Below are 15,077 nucleotides of genomic sequence, written 5' to 3' on the forward strand. Positions count from 1 at the left end.
TCCTGGGATGGGTTCCGGAAGGGGGGAGGGGAGCGGCGGCGGGCCGCGTCAGCTGGTGCGGCCCTTCGCGTCGAACGCCTTCATCCGGTCGAGGACCCCGTCGGCGGTGGGGTTCATCATCTGGTCGACGACCGCGCCGTCCGCGAGGAAGACCACGCGGTCCGCGTAGGAGGCGGCCACCGGGTCGTGGGTCACCATCACCACGGTCTGGCCGAGCTCGCGCACCGAGTTGCGCAGGAAACCGAGGACCTCGGCGCCGGAGCGGGAGTCGAGGTTGCCGGTCGGCTCGTCACCGAAGATGATCTCCGGCTGCGAGGCCAGGGCGCGTGCCACCGCCACGCGCTGCTGCTGGCCGCCGGAGAGCTCCGTGGGACGGTGCTTCAGCCGCTCCGAGAGGCCCACCATGTCGATGACCTTCTGCAGCCAGGCGGCGTCCGGCTTACGGCCCGCGATGTCCATCGGCAGGGTGATGTTCTCCAGCGCGGTCAGCGTGGGGAGCAGGTTGAAGGCCTGGAAGATGAAGCCGATCTTGTCCCGGCGCAGCTGGGTGAGCTGCTTGTCCTTCAGTGTCCCCAGCTCGGTCTCGCCGATGCGCACGGAGCCGCTGCTGAAGCTGTCGAGACCGGCCACGCAGTGCATCAGCGTGGACTTGCCGGAGCCCGACGGGCCCATGATCGCGGTGAATTCGCCCTGCGGGAAGTCCACGGTCACCCGGTCGAGGGCGACGACCTGGGTCTCACCCTGGCCGTAGACCTTCGACAGCTCCGTGGCGCGGGCGGCGACCGCGGTGGTGCGGTGAACGGTGGTGGTGGTCACAGGGGTACTCCAGGTTCGGACGAGAGGTTCGCGGGGACCCCTCCATCCTCGCCGCCGCGCCGTGCCGGGTCGTCAGTCCTCGTGCCCGTTCCCGGGGCCCTCTTGAGTCGCACCCGCCGACCGGTCGCGTAGTCCTGAGGTAGGAGGCCGACCCCGAGTCCGCCCGGGCCCCAGCGGGGAGGGGCGGTTGATCAGCGGGGGACCAGGCGGGCCGCCGCGTCCTCGAAGCCCGGGGCCGAGCCGTCGGCGACCGTCGTCAGCAGAGTGCGGGCCGCATGGGTGCCGTAGGCGGGGATGTCCCTGCTCAGCGCGGTCAGCGGGGGACCGTACGACGCGGGAGTGCCACCGGCACGGCACGACGTCACCCTCACACAGGGTGACGAAAAAGGTGTCGGGTACCGGGCCACGGTGACGGCGCTGACACTGCTGCGCGACCTCGCACTCTTCCCCGACCGGCTGGATCCGGGGGGCCGAGGTGGACGACATGCTGGTCACCCTGCTGCCCGGTGAGAGCGCCGTCTTCCACGTGACGGGGGCGGTGCTGAAGGACCCGGAAGCACCGGGATCCCGGCCCGTCCTCCGGTGCGTCAACGACCTCGTCGACGGGTGAGGCGGCGGGCCTCCGGCGGACGGTGGCGCGCCCCGTGGCGGATGAGCCGCAGGAGTGCGGCGAGTTTCCGTCATTCCCGTTTGCCGGGGTTCGTCCCGCTCCACCGGGCGGGGCGTGTGCTGACGGGGTGGGCGGCATCTGACGGACCCTCACACGATCAATAAAATAAGACAACATCGAGTGGGTGTTCCGCTGTTCGAGGGATGCCCCCGGATAGGGTCATGTGCCAAACGCGGAGTCGCGCGCCCATGCCCGGGTGGTGGAACGCAGACACGGCGAGCTTAAACCTCGCTGCCTCCTCGGGGGCGTGCCGGTTCGAGTCCGGCTCCGGGCACCACCCGCGCCGTCGGCTGAGCCGGCCCGGCCTCCCGTCACCTCGAATGCTCCGCGGTCCCGATGCGAGCGTCACCTGCCTGCGACCGCCCCCTGCGGCGGAGCGGCCGCGCGGTCGCGCTGTCACTGTGCGTACAAGGCGGCTGGTCCGCGCGGTCTGACCGCGCTTCCCGGATCCGGGCGGGTCATGCCTGGATCCGGGGGAAATCCGGGCCCGCAGGGGATGGATCTTCTCTCAAAGATCCTCCTCTGGCACTAGCGCCATTGTTTTGCCTACCCATTACTCTTGTGGGAAGGCCACGCACGGTGGCCATGGAGGAGTGAGATGAGGAGCAGCAACCCGGTCTTCTCGCGACGGGGGTTCAGCCGCGACAACGGCTACGCGGGCTTCAACGCGGCGCCGCAGGCCGGGGCCGCCGCAGCGGGTGCCAACCCGTACGCGCAGGGCACCGCCAACCCGTACGCCACGAACCCCTACGCCCAGCAGGACACCCAGTACGGCGCCCCGCAGGCGCCCGCGCGCTCCGGCGCGATGACGATCGACGACGTCGTCACGCGTACGGCCATGACGCTGGGCACCGTGGTGCTCACCGCCGCGCTCTCCTGGGCCCTGCTGCCGGTCGACGAGGCCAACCTCGGCAAGTCCTACGGCATCGCCATCGGCGCGGCCCTGGTGGCCTTCGTCTTCGCGATGATCCAGTCGTTCAAGCGCAAGGCGTCGCCGGCGATCATCCTCGCGTACGCGGCCTTCGAGGGTGTCTTCCTCGGAGTGATCTCCAGCGCGGTCAGCACCTACATCGGCCCCGGCACGGTGATGCAGGCGGTGATGGGCACCATGTGTGTCTTCGCCGGCGTCCTCATCGCGTACAAGATGCGCTGGATCCGCGTCACGCGCCGTTTCTACGGCTTCGTGATGGCCGCTGCCATGGGCTTCGTGCTCCTGATGATGGTCAACCTGCTGTTCTCCGTGTTCGGCGGCGGTGACGGCCTGGGCTTCCGCAGCGGCGGCCTCGGCATCCTCTTCGGAGTCATCGGCATCATCCTCGGTGCGTGCTTCCTGGCGCTGGACTTCAAGCAGGTCGAGGACGGCGTCAACTTCGGCGCACCGCGCGAGGAGTCCTGGCTGGCGGCCTTCGGCCTCACCATGACCCTGGTGTGGATCTACCTGGAGATGCTGCGTCTGCTCTCCATCCTCAACGGGGACGACTGACCCCGTAGGCGCGACGACGACGGAACGGCCCGCAGGCACCGCCTGCGGGCCGTTCCGTCTTTCGCGGGGAGGTGCGGGTGCCTCAGAGGAGCTTTCGTGCGGCCCTTCTCAGGTCGTACTCGTGGATGATCGCTTTGGCGTGGCCGTAGGTGAGGTCGTGCTCGCTCCGCAGCCAGCTGACCTTCTCCTCGAACCGGAAGAGGGAGGGCCCCTCGTCGACGGTGCGGAGCCAGTCCGCGATGTCGCGGCCGGTGCAACGGGGGATCCGGGAGAGCAGGTTGCGATGGGTTTCTTCGGAGAAGACTTGAGACATCGGCGCCTCCGACGCAGTACGCGTTGCTGAACCTTCCCGACACCGTGCCCGAGCGTCGGCGCGTTGGCAACCATCCGGTGGGGGCGCGTAGGGTCGCGGCGTGCTCGATACGACCCCACTGATCAACGCCGTGGACCGATTCGCCGACCGCCTGCGGAGTGCTCCGCAGAGCCGGCTGCAACAGGGTGTGGCCGCCGAAGGGCTGGTGACGGCCAGGGAGCTGTCCGCCCGCGCCCAGCGTGCCGAAGCGCCGGACCGCGAGCCGAGGATCATGCCGGACGCCGGGATATTCGCGGTCGGTGATCAGCTCGCGGTCGCCGGCAGGGATCTGGCCGTGGCACTGGAAACGGCCTCGTCCCAGGAGCTGGACGAGGCCGTGCGGTGTGTCGAGGAGGCGGCTGCGCGGGCGTTCGCACCCGGGGCGCGCTAGAAGGAGGCGATCACGCGGTCGGCGAGGATGTAGACGTTCTCCTTGCCGCAGGAGAACGTCAGCGCGTAGGCGCCGGAGACCCCGGAACCGCCCAGCAGCACCGGCTGTTCACCGGAGCGCAGCGAGTCGGCGAGCCGCTCGGCGGTCTCCCGGTGGCCCGGCGTCATGCAGAGCGTGGTGCCGTCGGCGAAGACGTACACATCGAGCGTTCCCAGGGGGCCGGGACGCACGTCGGTCAGCTCCGTACCGGTGTCGGCGAGCTGCTCGAGGCGGTTCACGGTGCGCTCGTGGTCGGTCACGACCGGTGTCTGCACGGGGACGAAGTCCGGGTGCGAGGGGTGGCGGCGGCGGGCCGCGGCCAGCTCGGGTGAGTCCTCGGCGAACTCCGCGTACTCCGCGATCTCGGGCAGGTCGGTGAGCTCCGCCAGCTCCGTCAGCTCGTCCAGGGCCTCATCGGCGTCGAGGCCCATCGCCTCCAGGCCCGTGAAGTCGGTCTGCCGGGGCATGAAGAACGGGACGTCGTCGCCGAGGCCGCCCAGCAGGGACGGTGCGTCGGCGGCATCACGCGCCTCCTGGGCCGCCCAGAAGGCGCGGGCTTCGGCCAGCTCCCGCTCCCGCTCCTCGGCGAGTGCTTCGGCGACCGCCGCGCGTATCTCCTCGGCGGATGTGGCGGTGCTCCGGTTCTGCTGCTCGGGGACCGACGCGTGAAGGCTCCGGCCTTCCGCCAGCTCCGTGCGCAGGGCCGTGACCTGCTTGCGCAGCCCGTGAGCAGCGTGCAGAGCAGCGGCGCCGACAGCCGTGGCAGCGGCGGTGGTCAGCATCAGGGCAAACGGCATGGCGCTCACTGACATACTCCCGGTTTCAATCGACACCCCCGACTTCCTACATCAGCTTGTCTTGTACCGGCACCTGCTGTCAGTGCATTACGTCACGAATTGGACAGGACTTTGGGCCCGGTGTTTAGTGCTGTGGCTGGTGTGACCTGCAGAAACGACTCTCCCCCGGGACGCAGATCACATCCTGGGGGAGATTCGGTCACGATCGGAGCTCGGAGGATTCAAGAGGGCCCCCGCGCGGGACGCGAGGGCCCGCCGGACCGTCTCACTTCAGCTCAGCCGCTCCGTGTCGGTGGTCGCGCTGAGCTTCGCCTCCGCTGCGGGCAGGTGCCGCCCTCGTTCCTCGGGCGACCCCGACCCTCCGCTACGGCTCAGCTCAGCCGCTCCGTGTCCGTGGTCGCGCTGAGCTTCGCCTCCGCTGCGGGCAGGTGCCGCCCTCGTTCCTCGGGCGACCCCGACCCTCCGCTACGGCTCAGCTCAGCCGCTCGATGACCATGGCCATGCCCTGGCCGCCGCCCACGCACATCGTCTCCAGGCCGAACTGCTTGTCGTGGAACTGCAGGCTGTTGATCAGCGTGCCGGTGATGCGGGCACCGGTCATGCCGAAGGGGTGGCCGACGGCGATCGCGCCACCGTTGACGTTGACCTTGTCCAGCGGCAGGCCCAGGTCACGGTAGGACGGGATGACCTGGGCGGCGAACGCCTCGTTGATCTCGGCCAGGTCGATGTCGTCGACGGTGAGCCCCGCGCGCTTGAGTGCCTGCTTGCTGGCCTCGACCGGTCCGTAGCCCATGATCTCGGGCGAGAGGCCGGAGACGCCGGTCGAGACGATGCGGGCCAGCGGGGTCAGGCCCAGCTCGCGCGCCTTGGTGTCCGACATGATGACGAGCGCGGCGGCACCGTCGTTGAGCGGGCAGCAGTTGGCCGCGGTGACGAGGCCGTCGGGGCGGAACACCGGCTTCAGGCCCTGCACGCCCTCCAGGGTGACGCCCGCGCGGGGGCCGTCGTCCTTCGAGACGACCGTGCCGTCCGGCGTGGTGACCGCGGTGATCTCGCGCTCCCAGAAACCGTTCTTGATGGCTTCCTCGGCGAGGTTCTGCGACCGCACGCCGAACTCGTCCATGTCCTGGCGGGTGACGCCCTTGATCCGGGCCAGGTTCTCGGCGGTCTGCCCCATGGCGATGTAGGCGTCCGGGACGAGACCCTCCTCGCGCGGGTCGGTCCAGCTCGTGCCCTCCTGCTCGGCGCGGGCCGCGGTGCGGGCCTCGGCCTCGGCGAAGAGCGGGTTGTGCGTGTCCGGCAGGCTGTCGGAGTTCCCCTTCGCGAAGCGGGACACCATCTCGACGCCGGCGGAGATGAAGACGTCGCCCTCGCCGGCCTTGATGGCGTGCAGCGCCATGCGGCTGGTCTGGAGCGAGGACGAACAGTAGCGGGTGACCGTGCAGCCGGGGAGGTGGTCCATCCCCATCTGCACGGCGATGACGCGGCCCAGGTTGTTGCCCTGCTCGCCGCCGGGAAGGCCGCAGCCGAGCATCAGATCGTCGATGTCCCTCGGGTCCAGCTCGGGGACCTTGGCCAGTGCGGTCTGGATGATGGTCGCGGTCAGGTCGTCCGCACGCACATCCTTGAGGGACCCCTTGAAGGCCCGGCCGATGGGCGAACGGGCAGCAGAGACGATCACAGCTTCGGGCATCACGCGGCTCCATGAGGGCTGGAAGGCAGGAAGGCTGGGCTGCCTTGGAAGTTACCCGGACGTATGGCTGAGGTCACCAAACAGACGATGTGATGCGGACCTCTTTTCTAAGCAACCGCTCAGTCGCCCGTGTTGTTCCCTCGATGGAGGTGTCCGCGATCCACCCACCGCCAGGCCGCCCCCGGCCCGAGCCAGGATGCCGGCCCGCCGCCCGCGTCCTTCCCGCCTTCCGCGTCCGTGTCCTCGTGCGGCACCGGCTCCGTGTGAGCCGGCAGACGCCGGCGCCTGCGGTGCTTGAGCAGGGCCCAGGGTGCGCGCACCGCCGTCACCTCCGTGCCGGCTTCGCGTGCGGCACGGGAGGCCGCCTTGGCGACCGGCAGAATGCCTTCCCGGCGCGAGCCGTCCAGGCGATCGGAGTCCGGCCACAGGCCGAGGGACGCGCACAGGGTCGGCAGCATCGCCATCGAGGCGGTGGCGTACCCCTCGGCCGAGGGGTGGTAGTTGTCGGGGCCGAAGAGCTCCCGCGGGTTCGCCTCGAACTCCGGGCCGAGCAGGTCGCCCAGCGAGACCGTCCGCCCGCCCTGTTCCACCGCGCCGATCGTCTGGGCCGCCGCGAGCTGTCGGCTCACCCGCCGGGCCAGCCACCGCAGGGGCTGGTAGACCGGCTCGATCGTGCCCAGGTCGGGGCAGGTGCCCACCACCACTTCCGCGCCGGCCGTACGCAGCCTCCGCACCGCCGTGCTCAGACAGCGCACCGACTGCGTCGCCGGCATCCGGTGGGTCACGTCGTTCGCGCCGATCATGATCGCGCAGACGTCCGGTACCCCCGACGGATCCGCCAGGACCAGGGACACCTGGCGCTCCAGGTCGTCCGACCGGGCACCCGGCAGGGCCACGTTACGAAGATCCACCGGCCGTTCGGCCACCGCCGCGAGTCCGGAAGCCAACAGCGCCCCCGGTGTCTGGCCCGCTCTGCGCACCCCCTGGCCGGCTGCCGTCGAGTCGCCCAGCATGACGAAACGCAAGGGATCGGTGGGTCCGGCGAACGCCACCCCGTACCGTCCGTCCGCGCTCGGCGGTACAGGCGCCTTTCCCCCGCCCACCTGCCGTTTCGCCAGTTGGACCTCGGCCAGCACCAGGCCCACCGTCGCGGCGCCGATCAGCCCGACGCTGCCGCCCCCGTAGGCCGCACCCGCTGCGATCCGCCGTGCCACCCTCGCTCTCGACACAGTCCGGTCCACCTCCTCCGTGCCGTACAGCCGTACACAGCACTACCTGCCCCGTGGGAGGCGTAGCTCAATCGCGCAGTCCAATCTCCTGCCCGTACGCATACTCTTGCCTGACCATTACGGAGATCCCGGAGTACACGGTGCAATTCCACGATTCGATGATCAGTCTTGTCGGCAACACCCCGCTCGTCAGGCTGCGCAATGTGTCGGCAGGCATTCAGGCGACGGTCCTTGCCAAGGTCGAGTACTTCAACCCCGGCGGGTCGGTGAAGGACCGCATCGCGCTGCGCATGATCGAGGCCGCCGAGCAGAGTGGCGAGCTGGAGCCCGGCGGCACGATCGTCGAGCCCACCAGTGGCAACACCGGTGTGGGCCTCGCGATCGTCGCCCAGCAGAAGGGCTACAAGTGCATCTTCGTCTGCCCGGACAAGGTGTCCACGGACAAGATCAACGTCCTGCGCGCGTACGGCGCGGAGGTCGTGGTCTGCCCGACGGCCGTCGACCCCGATCACCCGGACTCGTACTACAACGTCTCGGACCGTCTGGTCCGCGAGACGCCGGGAGCATGGAAGCCCGACCAGTACTCCAACCCCAACAACCCGCGCTCGCACTACGAGACCACGGGCCCGGAGCTCTGGGAGCAGACGGAGGGGAGGATCACCCACTTCGTCGCGGGCGTCGGCACGGGCGGCACGATCAGTGGCACCGGCCGCTATCTCAAGGAGATCAGCGATAACCGCGTGCAGGTCATCGGCGCCGACCCGGAGGGCTCCGTCTACTCCGGCGGTTCGGGACGGCCCTACCTCGTGGAGGGCGTCGGCGAGGACTTCTGGCCGAGCGCCTACGACCGCACGGTCACGGACGAGATCGTCGCGGTCTCCGACAAGGACTCCTTCCAGATGACGCGGCGCCTCGCCAAGGAGGAGGGCCTCCTCGTCGGCGGCTCCTGCGGCATGGCGGTCGTGGCGGCACTGGAGGTCGCGAAGCGCCTCGGCCCCGACGACGTGGTGGTCGTCCTGCTGCCGGACAGCGGCCGCGGCTACATGAGCAAGATCTTCAACGACGAATGGATGGCCGACTACGGCTTCCTCGAGGACACCGGCCCGTCAGCCAGGGTCGGCGCCGTCCTCGACTTCAAGGAGGGGCCCCTCCCCTCGCTCGTCCACATGCACCCCGAGGAGACGGTCGGCGAGGCGATCGACGTGCTCCGGGAGTACGGTGTCTCGCAGATGCCGATCGTGAAGCCGGGCGCCGGCCACCCCGACGTCATGGCCGCCGAGGTCATCGGCTCCGTGGTGGAGCGGGAGCTCCTGGACGCGCTGTTCGCCCAGCGGGCCACGCTCTCCGACCCGCTGGAGAAGCACATGTCGGCCCCGCTGCCGCAGGTCGGCTCGGGAGAGCCGGTCGAGGACCTGATGGCCGTGCTCAGCGGTACGAACGGCGCCGACGCGGCCATCGTCCTCGTCGAGGGCAAGCCGACGGGCGTCGTGAGCAGGCAGGACCTGCTGGCCTTCCTGGCGAAGGGCTCGGCCCCGAAGCAGTGACCGCCGGTTCTCCGGGTTCGCGAAAACGGTACGAGCGCGACACGTCGACGCAGCACCGGCTTAACACGGCTCCGGCAGAGTGATGGGTGTCGGCAGGGAGACCCGCCGACACCACATACGGCGACACGGACTACGGAGCGGCTCCCGGACCTCCACCGTCGCCAGGACGTGACGCCCGGCCCTGACCCGGGATCGCGTCCCTCGCGGGGACCGCCGTCGTCCCGCCCTCCGGGCAACCGGGGGTGCGGCGGTCCCCGCGACTACTCATGTCCGCGGACACGCGGGCTCGTCGGCCGTCCCCGTTCTCGCGGGTACGCGTCTCGCGGGTACTCGGCCACCTCCGGTGCCTCAGTCGTCCCAGTCGGACGAGGAACGTCGCCCGCCCCGGGCCCACGGCCAGGTGCGGGCGGCGTGGACGGCGTTCACGCCGAAGATCCCCAGCCAGGCCACGACGAGCCCGTCGATCCCGGCGTTCGCGACGCCGATCGCGGACAGGGGGATGGCCAGGACCAGCGAGACGATCCCGAAGCCGAACCGCTCCGCGAAGGTCCCGAACGGCCTGGCGGGCTGCGAGGCACTCCGGGCGGCGGCCGTCCGCCTTTCGGCCGACAGCCGCCGTGTCCGCCGGTCCTGGGAGCCGGCGAGTCGCTGCTCGACCTTCTCCACGAAGGAGTCGATGAGCACGGACTCGTACTCGGGGCCCAGTTCACCGCGGGCCTGCAGGGTGGCGTCGAGCTCTCGTCGGAGCTCAGGGTCACGGGCTTCCATGCGTCTCACGGTACGAATCCGGGGCGCCCGCGTCAGTGGGGACAGCCCCCCTGTTCCGGCGGTCCGCCGCGCAGGGCGGGCCGGGCCGGGTCGGCGTAGCGTTGTTGCCGGGAGACGGGAGGCGCGCCCATGGCCACCACGACATCGTCCGCCCGCGCCATTCCCCGGACCTCCGGGACGAGGGCACGTCTGGTCAACGAGGCCGAGCTGAGGGCGACGCTCTCGACGTTCCGTGAGCTCTCCGACGAGGACTGGCAGCGGCCGACCCGGTGCACCGGCTGGACGGTCCGGGACATGCTGGCCCACACCGTCGGTCAGTACGAGGAGGTGCCGCGCCCCTGGGTCGCCGTGCGCCGGATCCGGCGCGCCGCGCGGACCCATCCGCACCTCGGCCGGCTGGACGGGCACAACGAGATCCAGATCGAGGACCGGCAGGCCGTTCCCGGGCGCGAACTGATCGGCGCCCTCGCCCACTTCGCGCCGCAGGCGCTCATCGCCCTGCGCCGCGTCCCGGCCCCGGTCCGCCGCAAGGTCCGGCTGAGCCTCCTCTACCCGGAGGCGAGGGCCCTGCCCGACGACTCGGTGGACTACCTCGGCAGCGTCCTCGTGGTCCGCGACACCTGGATGCACCGGGTTGACCTCGGCGACGCCCTCGGGGCCGATCTGGTCCTCGACGGCCACGACCGGGAGATCGTCGACCAGGTGGTGCTGGACCTCGCCCTCACCTGGACGGGCCCGGCCGTGGAGATCGACCTCCACGGCCCGGCGGGAGGACGCCGTCTGCTGGGCATCGGCACCCCGGCGGCCACGCTCCGCGCGGACGCGGTCGACTTCGCCCGCCACGTGTCCGGGCGGCAGACGCGAGGCCCCCTGGAACTGGAGGGCGACCCCGGGGCGCGGGCCGCGCTGACGGCGGCACGCGTCGTCTTCTGACGCCCTCGGCGCACGCGCGGTCCGGGCGGGCGCCGAAGACGTTCACCGAGGAGTCGCCCCGGCGAGGAAGGCCTCGGGCGTCACGGCGTATCCCGTGGGGTTCATGACGGCGATCGGGACGTCGTCGATCAGGACCGTCGGGGTGGAGCGGACACCGCTCGTCTTGAAGGCCGCGGAGACCTGTGCCGCCCAGGGCAGGTAGGTGCGCTCCATGACCTTCTGCCGGAAGGCGTCGGTGTGCAGCGCCTGGACCTCGTCGGCCAGCCGGAGCAGGGTGTCGTGATCGGCGAAGGCGTCCACGTCCTCGCTGGGCTGATCGGCGTACAGAGCCCGGAGATAGTGCATGAACGGCTTCTGGCCCTCGTCTGCCGCGGCTCCCAGTGCGGCCAGCGCCTCCAGGGAGCCGCTGCCGCCCGCCGAGTCGTCGATGAACGTGCCGAAGTGGTGGTCCACCGCGAATCTGCCCTCGTCGGCGGCCCGCTCCATCACTGCTCCGAGGCCGAGCTCCATGCGCTTGCAGTAGGGGCAGCGCAGATCGGCGTAGACGCTCAGCACGTGCGCGGCGTCGGGGTCGCCGTAGCGGACGACGATGCCGCCCGGCCCTCTCGTGTTCGCTGGGATCATGACCCCAGGGTCGGCAGGGTGGGGCGGTCCCGCAATGCGAGCGGCGGATCGGTGGACCCCACGGGCGGTGTCCGGAGCGTGGGCTGTATATGGACATGCAGACCGCTTGCTGGCTGAATGGATTCCTCGGCGCCGGACCGGTGCGGCGGAACACTGGAGGGGACAGCATGAGCGGGAGCAGCCCGGCTGCGCGGTTGCAGCGGCTCTTCGAGGGGCGGCGGCTCACACCCACCCAGCGGCGGATCGCGCACTCGATGGTGCGCAGGGCCGCCGATGCCCCCTTCCTGTCGAGTGTGGAACTGGCCGAGCTGGCCGGAGTGAGCCAGCCGTCCGTCACCCGCTTCGCCGTGGCCCTCGGCTTCGACGGCTATCCCGCCCTGCGCAAGCACCTGAGGGAGGTCTCGCCCGCCGACGCGGCCGCCGGGGACGGCGTGGAGGACACGTTCAACGAGTACCAGCAGGCCGTGCGGGCGGAGATCGAGAACCTGCGTCAGCTCTCCGAACTGCTCGCCGACCCGGCGCCGGTGGAGCGGGCGGGGCGGCTGCTCGCCGCCTCCAGGCCCCTCCTCGTGCTCGGGCTGCGGGCGGCCTCCTCGCAGGCCCGGGGATTCGGCTACTTCGCGGCCAAGGTGCATCCGGACGTACGGGTCGTCGACGAGGGCGGCAGCATGCTGCACGACCGTGTCGACGCCGCCAGGCGGGCGGGCGCGACCGCGCTGATGTGCTTCGCCCTGCCGAGGCACCCGCGCGAGGTGGTGGACGCGCTGGCATACGCCCGCGAGCAGGGGCTGACCGTCGTGACCGTGGCCGACTCGGCGTTCGCTCCGGTGGCGGCCCACAGCGACCTGCTCATCCCGGCCGCCGTCGGCACCGGGCTGGCCTTCGACACCGCGTGCGCACCGATGCTGCTGGGCCGTGCGTTGCTGGAGGCGATGTGCGACGGGCTGCCCGAGGCGCAGGCCCGGCTGGAGGACTTCGACGCGAGGGCCGCCGCCCGCGGACTGTTCGTCGAGTAGCCGAGGCGCCTGGAGCAGTTCGGGGCCCGTCTTCCCCCGTTCTCGGACGTCGCTCGTCTGTGCCTATCGATCTCCGTGCCCAGAGGGTCCTGAACGAATCGTGGGAGAGGGGTACGGACGTGGGGCGCGGAGCGCAGTCGTCGGCGAGGGTGGCCGTGGTCGTGCGGGCCGGGGCCGCGCCGTTGTGGTGGCCGGGCCTGCCGGCGGCCGCCGTCGGGCGTTCGTCCCGGGGCTCACCGGGCGACGGATCGGACTGCTGGCAGGGGCCGGCGCCGGGCTGTGGTGAAGGCGGTACGGCTCGGGTGGCGGGCGCGGCGGGACGACGTCCTGTACCGGGTGCGCACCGACCGGGTCGAGCGGCGCCGGCCCGCGGGCAGGGACGTCAAGGGCCACCGGACGACCGGGCCCGTGGCGGGGGACGCCGCACCCGGAGGGGCGCGGCGTCGCCGCCGGTGAGGAGGCGGAGGTCAGACCTCCAGGTCCGCCTCGATCTTCCGCAGCTGGTGGCGGGCCATCGCGAGGTTGGCTCTGCCGCCGTCCAGCACGAGGTAGAGGAACAGGCCGTTGCTGCCGCGGGTCTTGAGCAGCCGGATCAGGTGGTACTGGGTGCCGAGGGTGATCAGGATGTCCTCGATCTCGTCCTTGATGCCCAGGTGCTCCATGGTCCGGAGCTTCGCCCGTACGACGTCCGTGTTGCCGGCCGCGGCGACCTCCAGGTTGAAGTCCTTGCCACCGCCGAGGGTGCCGAGGGCCATGCCGCTGGTGTAGTCGACGAGTGCGACACCGAGGGTCCCCTCGATCGACGCCATCGCATCCTTCAGTGACGCTTCGGTGTTGGCCATAGTGCTCGTTTCCTTTCCCTGGCCGGCCCGGTGGCCGGTCCGTAACTGGGTGGCGCGTTTCCGGTCGGTGCGTGAACGGCCGGGGCCGTCCTTGGCTGGTGCGGGTGTCACGTGGGGTCCGGTGTGGTGCTGCGGCGCGGCAGGGCGCCCGGCCGCTGCGGGCGCGGAGGCGGCACGGGGCGGTCGGCGTGGTCCTGCGAGGCGTCGACGACCTCGCCGATGCGCGCGCCGGCGCGGCGGCCTTCCAGATGGAGGCGTCCGACGTTGATGCGGTCCTCGGCGAGCAGGGTGAGGACGGCGGACGACCCCGCCGCGTACGTGGCGATGTATCCGTTCTCGCCGCGGATCAGGAGTTCGCGGAAGCCGCCGCGGCCGGTCGCGTCGGACATCCGGACCGAGACGCCCAGTGCGGCGGCGGTCAGTGCTGCGACGCCCTCGGCCTCGATGCCCGGGGTGTCCTGGGCGAGGATCAGGCCGTCGGTGCTGGCGGCCAGCGCGCCGGTCAGGAGCGGCACCCGGGCGCGTAATCGCTGGAGCTCGTCGAGGACGTCCTCGACCTCTGCCTCGGGCACCATCAGCTGTCTCCTCCCGGCACGCTGTCTGAGCGCGCGTATCACAGGGCCTCCAATGCGTCTCTGAGCCGGCGCAGCAGGGCGACGTCTGGGTCGTTCGTGACCTCCGGCAGCGTGACGCGGCTGTGCCCGGACACCGCGGCGGAGCCGGACGCGGCCGGGCGGACCGCTTCGACGAGCCCGGCGGCCGCCAGTCGGCGCAGGTCGACCAGGGTGTGGAAGGCCGAGCGGCCCAGTTCCCGGGCGATGTCGGTGGCCGTGCGCTCGCCGTTCACCAGGGCCAGCACGTGCCGCTGGCGTGCGGGTACCGGGGCGTCGACCGGGTGGGCCGTGGGCCCGAGCGGCGCGCTGTCGGTGAGCGCGTCCGGCCAGATGCGGTCCAGGAGCTCCCGGCGCCGGAGCGTCTCACGCTGGACGGCGTGCACGGGTACGGGGCGGACGGGCCCGATCCAGTGGGAGACCCCGTAGCGGAAGCGGGCCGGTGTGTGCGTGGGGGCCAGGGCGAAGAAGGCCGCGTCGTACAGCGCCCCCAGGTGGCAGAGTTCCAGAGCACCGCCGGGGATCCGTCCGCTGTCCACGAGGTAGCGGCCGACCCGCTGTCCGGCCCCCGCCTGGGCGACCGCGTCCCACCAGCCCTCGGAACGCAGCGCGCCGCCCGTGGTGAGCAGGACGTCGATTCCGGGGGTCGAGGGGCTCTCCGCGTGGACCACCTGGCCGTCGGCGAGATACAGGGTGCCGCGGTCGCGCATCAGTGCGCCCGTTGCGCGCTCCGCCGCGAGCCGCTGCAACATCGGTGAGGGAGCGGCGCGTTCCGGTGTGCCGGGCCGGTCGGCGACGGTGGGTGTCATGCCAGGACCAGCCGCTGCGCTATCTCGCCGAGCCGTATCCGGGCCATCGCCAGATTGCCTTCCGCGCGGTCCAGCCAGAGATGGAGGAAGACGCTGCTGTCGAAGGCCGTCTCGACGAAACGGAGGATGTGGTAGCCGGGGGCGGTGGTCACGATGACGTCCTCGACCGAGGGGACGGGCGGGCCCGTCGATCCGACGGACGCGTCGGCCTGGGCGAAGACCGGCTGTTCAGCGGCCATCCTCGCCACCTCCGCCGTCTCGGCGGCCGTGGCCTCGTGGTCGCCGTTGGGCGACTCGCCGATGGTGCCGAGCGCGAGACCGCTGGTCCAGTCGACCACCGCGGCACCCCGGGCACCGGGCAGCCTCATGACTTCGATCAGGCACTCGTCGATTCCGGGCAACGCGAACTCAACTCCCCTCCCGACGTGACGTACAGGTGTAGTGGAGAGGCTACGCAACG

18 protein-coding genes, 1 tRNA gene and 1 pseudogene are annotated in these 15,077 nt (G+C 71.2%); 8 read left to right on the forward strand and 12 right to left on the reverse strand.

The window, feature by feature from the left end; all coding sequences use genetic code 11:
* Window positions 1-48: 48 nt before the first annotated feature.
* Window positions 49-816: an ABC transporter ATP-binding protein gene (locus tag LWJ43_RS19345; protein ID WP_277333488.1), complete on the reverse strand. Its 768-nt coding sequence runs from the start codon at window positions 814-816 to the stop codon at window positions 49-51.
* 191 nt (window positions 817-1,007) lie between these two features.
* Entirely contained in the window at window positions 1,008-1,181 is a 174-nt protein-coding gene (locus LWJ43_RS19350; RefSeq protein ID WP_277333489.1) for a hypothetical protein, read from the reverse strand.
* A 119-nt stretch (window positions 1,182-1,300) separates the two neighbouring features.
* Here LWJ43_RS19350 and LWJ43_RS19355 point away from each other — a divergent pair, with 119 nt between their 5' ends.
* The 3 genes from LWJ43_RS19355 to LWJ43_RS19365 all read left to right on the forward strand — a co-directional run bounded on the left by LWJ43_RS19355 (window position 1,301) and on the right by LWJ43_RS19365 (window position 2,969).
* Window positions 1,301-1,426: a hypothetical protein gene (locus LWJ43_RS19355; RefSeq protein WP_277333490.1), complete on the forward strand. Its 126-nt coding sequence runs from the start codon at window positions 1,301-1,303 to the stop codon at window positions 1,424-1,426.
* Between the two features lie 250 nt (window positions 1,427-1,676).
* Window positions 1,677-1,763: transfer RNA gene (locus LWJ43_RS19360), tRNA-Leu, on the forward strand.
* A 321-nt stretch (window positions 1,764-2,084) separates the two neighbouring features.
* Window positions 2,085-2,969 carry a Bax inhibitor-1/YccA family protein gene (locus LWJ43_RS19365; RefSeq protein WP_277333491.1) on the forward strand — a complete coding sequence of 295 codons (885 nt, stop codon included), beginning with the start codon at window positions 2,085-2,087 and terminating at the stop codon, window positions 2,967-2,969.
* Between the two features lie 82 nt (window positions 2,970-3,051).
* Here LWJ43_RS19365 and LWJ43_RS19370 read toward each other — a convergent pair whose 3' ends face one another.
* Window positions 3,052-3,282, reverse strand: a complete 231-nt coding sequence (locus tag LWJ43_RS19370) for a DUF4287 domain-containing protein (RefSeq protein ID WP_277333492.1) — start codon at window positions 3,280-3,282, stop codon at window positions 3,052-3,054.
* A 100-nt stretch (window positions 3,283-3,382) separates the two neighbouring features.
* Between LWJ43_RS19370 and LWJ43_RS19375 the strand changes: the two genes are divergently transcribed.
* Window positions 3,383-3,712 carry a hypothetical protein gene (locus LWJ43_RS19375; RefSeq protein ID WP_277333493.1) on the forward strand — a complete coding sequence of 110 codons (330 nt, stop codon included), beginning with the start codon at window positions 3,383-3,385 and terminating at the stop codon, window positions 3,710-3,712.
* On the opposite strand, the gene LWJ43_RS19380 is transcribed toward LWJ43_RS19375, so the two are convergent.
* From LWJ43_RS19380 to LWJ43_RS19390, 3 genes are all read right to left on the reverse strand, one after another.
* Window positions 3,709-4,533, reverse strand: a complete 825-nt coding sequence (locus LWJ43_RS19380) for a hypothetical protein (protein ID WP_277335937.1) — start codon at window positions 4,531-4,533, stop codon at window positions 3,709-3,711. The genes LWJ43_RS19375 and LWJ43_RS19380 overlap by 4 nt on opposite strands.
* Window positions 4,534-5,020: 487 nt before the next feature.
* Complete coding sequence (locus LWJ43_RS19385; protein WP_277333494.1) at window positions 5,021-6,241, reverse strand: acetyl-CoA C-acetyltransferase; 1,221 nt, start codon at window positions 6,239-6,241, stop codon at window positions 5,021-5,023.
* A 119-nt stretch (window positions 6,242-6,360) separates the two neighbouring features.
* A complete protein-coding gene (locus LWJ43_RS19390) occupies window positions 6,361-7,455 on the reverse strand; it encodes an SGNH/GDSL hydrolase family protein (protein WP_277335938.1) in 1,095 nt (364 codons plus the stop codon).
* Between the two features lie 155 nt (window positions 7,456-7,610).
* On the opposite strand from LWJ43_RS19390, the gene LWJ43_RS19395 reads away from it, so the two are divergent.
* A complete protein-coding gene (locus tag LWJ43_RS19395; protein ID WP_277333495.1) occupies window positions 7,611-9,014 on the forward strand; it encodes a cystathionine beta-synthase in 1,404 nt (467 codons plus the stop codon).
* A gap of 348 nt (window positions 9,015-9,362) precedes the next feature.
* On the opposite strand, the gene LWJ43_RS19400 is transcribed toward LWJ43_RS19395, so the two are convergent.
* Entirely contained in the window at window positions 9,363-9,782 is a 420-nt protein-coding gene (locus LWJ43_RS19400) for a hypothetical protein (protein WP_277333496.1), read from the reverse strand.
* A gap of 129 nt (window positions 9,783-9,911) precedes the next feature.
* On the opposite strand from LWJ43_RS19400, the gene LWJ43_RS19405 reads away from it, so the two are divergent.
* Window positions 9,912-10,715 carry a maleylpyruvate isomerase family mycothiol-dependent enzyme gene (locus tag LWJ43_RS19405; RefSeq protein WP_277333497.1) on the forward strand — a complete coding sequence of 268 codons (804 nt, stop codon included), beginning with the start codon at window positions 9,912-9,914 and terminating at the stop codon, window positions 10,713-10,715.
* A 42-nt stretch (window positions 10,716-10,757) separates the two neighbouring features.
* On the opposite strand, the gene LWJ43_RS19410 is transcribed toward LWJ43_RS19405, so the two are convergent.
* Window positions 10,758-11,339, reverse strand: a complete 582-nt coding sequence (locus tag LWJ43_RS19410; RefSeq protein ID WP_277333498.1) for a thioredoxin domain-containing protein — start codon at window positions 11,337-11,339, stop codon at window positions 10,758-10,760.
* Between the two features lie 167 nt (window positions 11,340-11,506).
* On the opposite strand from LWJ43_RS19410, the gene LWJ43_RS19415 reads away from it, so the two are divergent.
* Window positions 11,507-12,355, forward strand: coding sequence for a MurR/RpiR family transcriptional regulator (locus tag LWJ43_RS19415; RefSeq protein ID WP_277333499.1), 849 nt, complete (start codon window positions 11,507-11,509; stop codon window positions 12,353-12,355).
* A 149-nt stretch (window positions 12,356-12,504) separates the two neighbouring features.
* Window positions 12,505-12,811: pseudogene (locus LWJ43_RS19420) on the forward strand (hypothetical protein).
* A gap of 11 nt (window positions 12,812-12,822) precedes the next feature.
* Here the strand turns inward: LWJ43_RS19420 and LWJ43_RS19425 are convergent.
* The 4 genes from LWJ43_RS19425 to LWJ43_RS19440 form a co-directional block, all read right to left on the reverse strand.
* Complete coding sequence (locus LWJ43_RS19425; RefSeq protein WP_033305094.1) at window positions 12,823-13,197, reverse strand: hypothetical protein; 375 nt, start codon at window positions 13,195-13,197, stop codon at window positions 12,823-12,825.
* A 107-nt stretch (window positions 13,198-13,304) separates the two neighbouring features.
* On the reverse strand, window positions 13,305-13,772 hold the full coding sequence (locus LWJ43_RS19430; protein WP_277333500.1) for a roadblock/LC7 domain-containing protein: 468 nt from the start codon (window positions 13,770-13,772) through the stop codon (window positions 13,305-13,307).
* A gap of 38 nt (window positions 13,773-13,810) precedes the next feature.
* Complete coding sequence (locus LWJ43_RS19435; protein ID WP_277333501.1) at window positions 13,811-14,617, reverse strand: helix-turn-helix domain-containing protein; 807 nt, start codon at window positions 14,615-14,617, stop codon at window positions 13,811-13,813.
* On the reverse strand, window positions 14,614-15,018 hold the full coding sequence (locus LWJ43_RS19440; protein ID WP_277333502.1) for a hypothetical protein: 405 nt from the start codon (window positions 15,016-15,018) through the stop codon (window positions 14,614-14,616). The genes LWJ43_RS19435 and LWJ43_RS19440 overlap by 4 nt, the downstream gene beginning before the upstream one ends.
* Between the last annotated feature and the right edge of the window lie 59 nt (window positions 15,019-15,077).

Source organism: Streptomyces sp. JH34 (assembly GCF_029428875.1).
GTDB lineage: Bacteria > Actinomycetota > Actinomycetes > Streptomycetales > Streptomycetaceae > Streptomyces.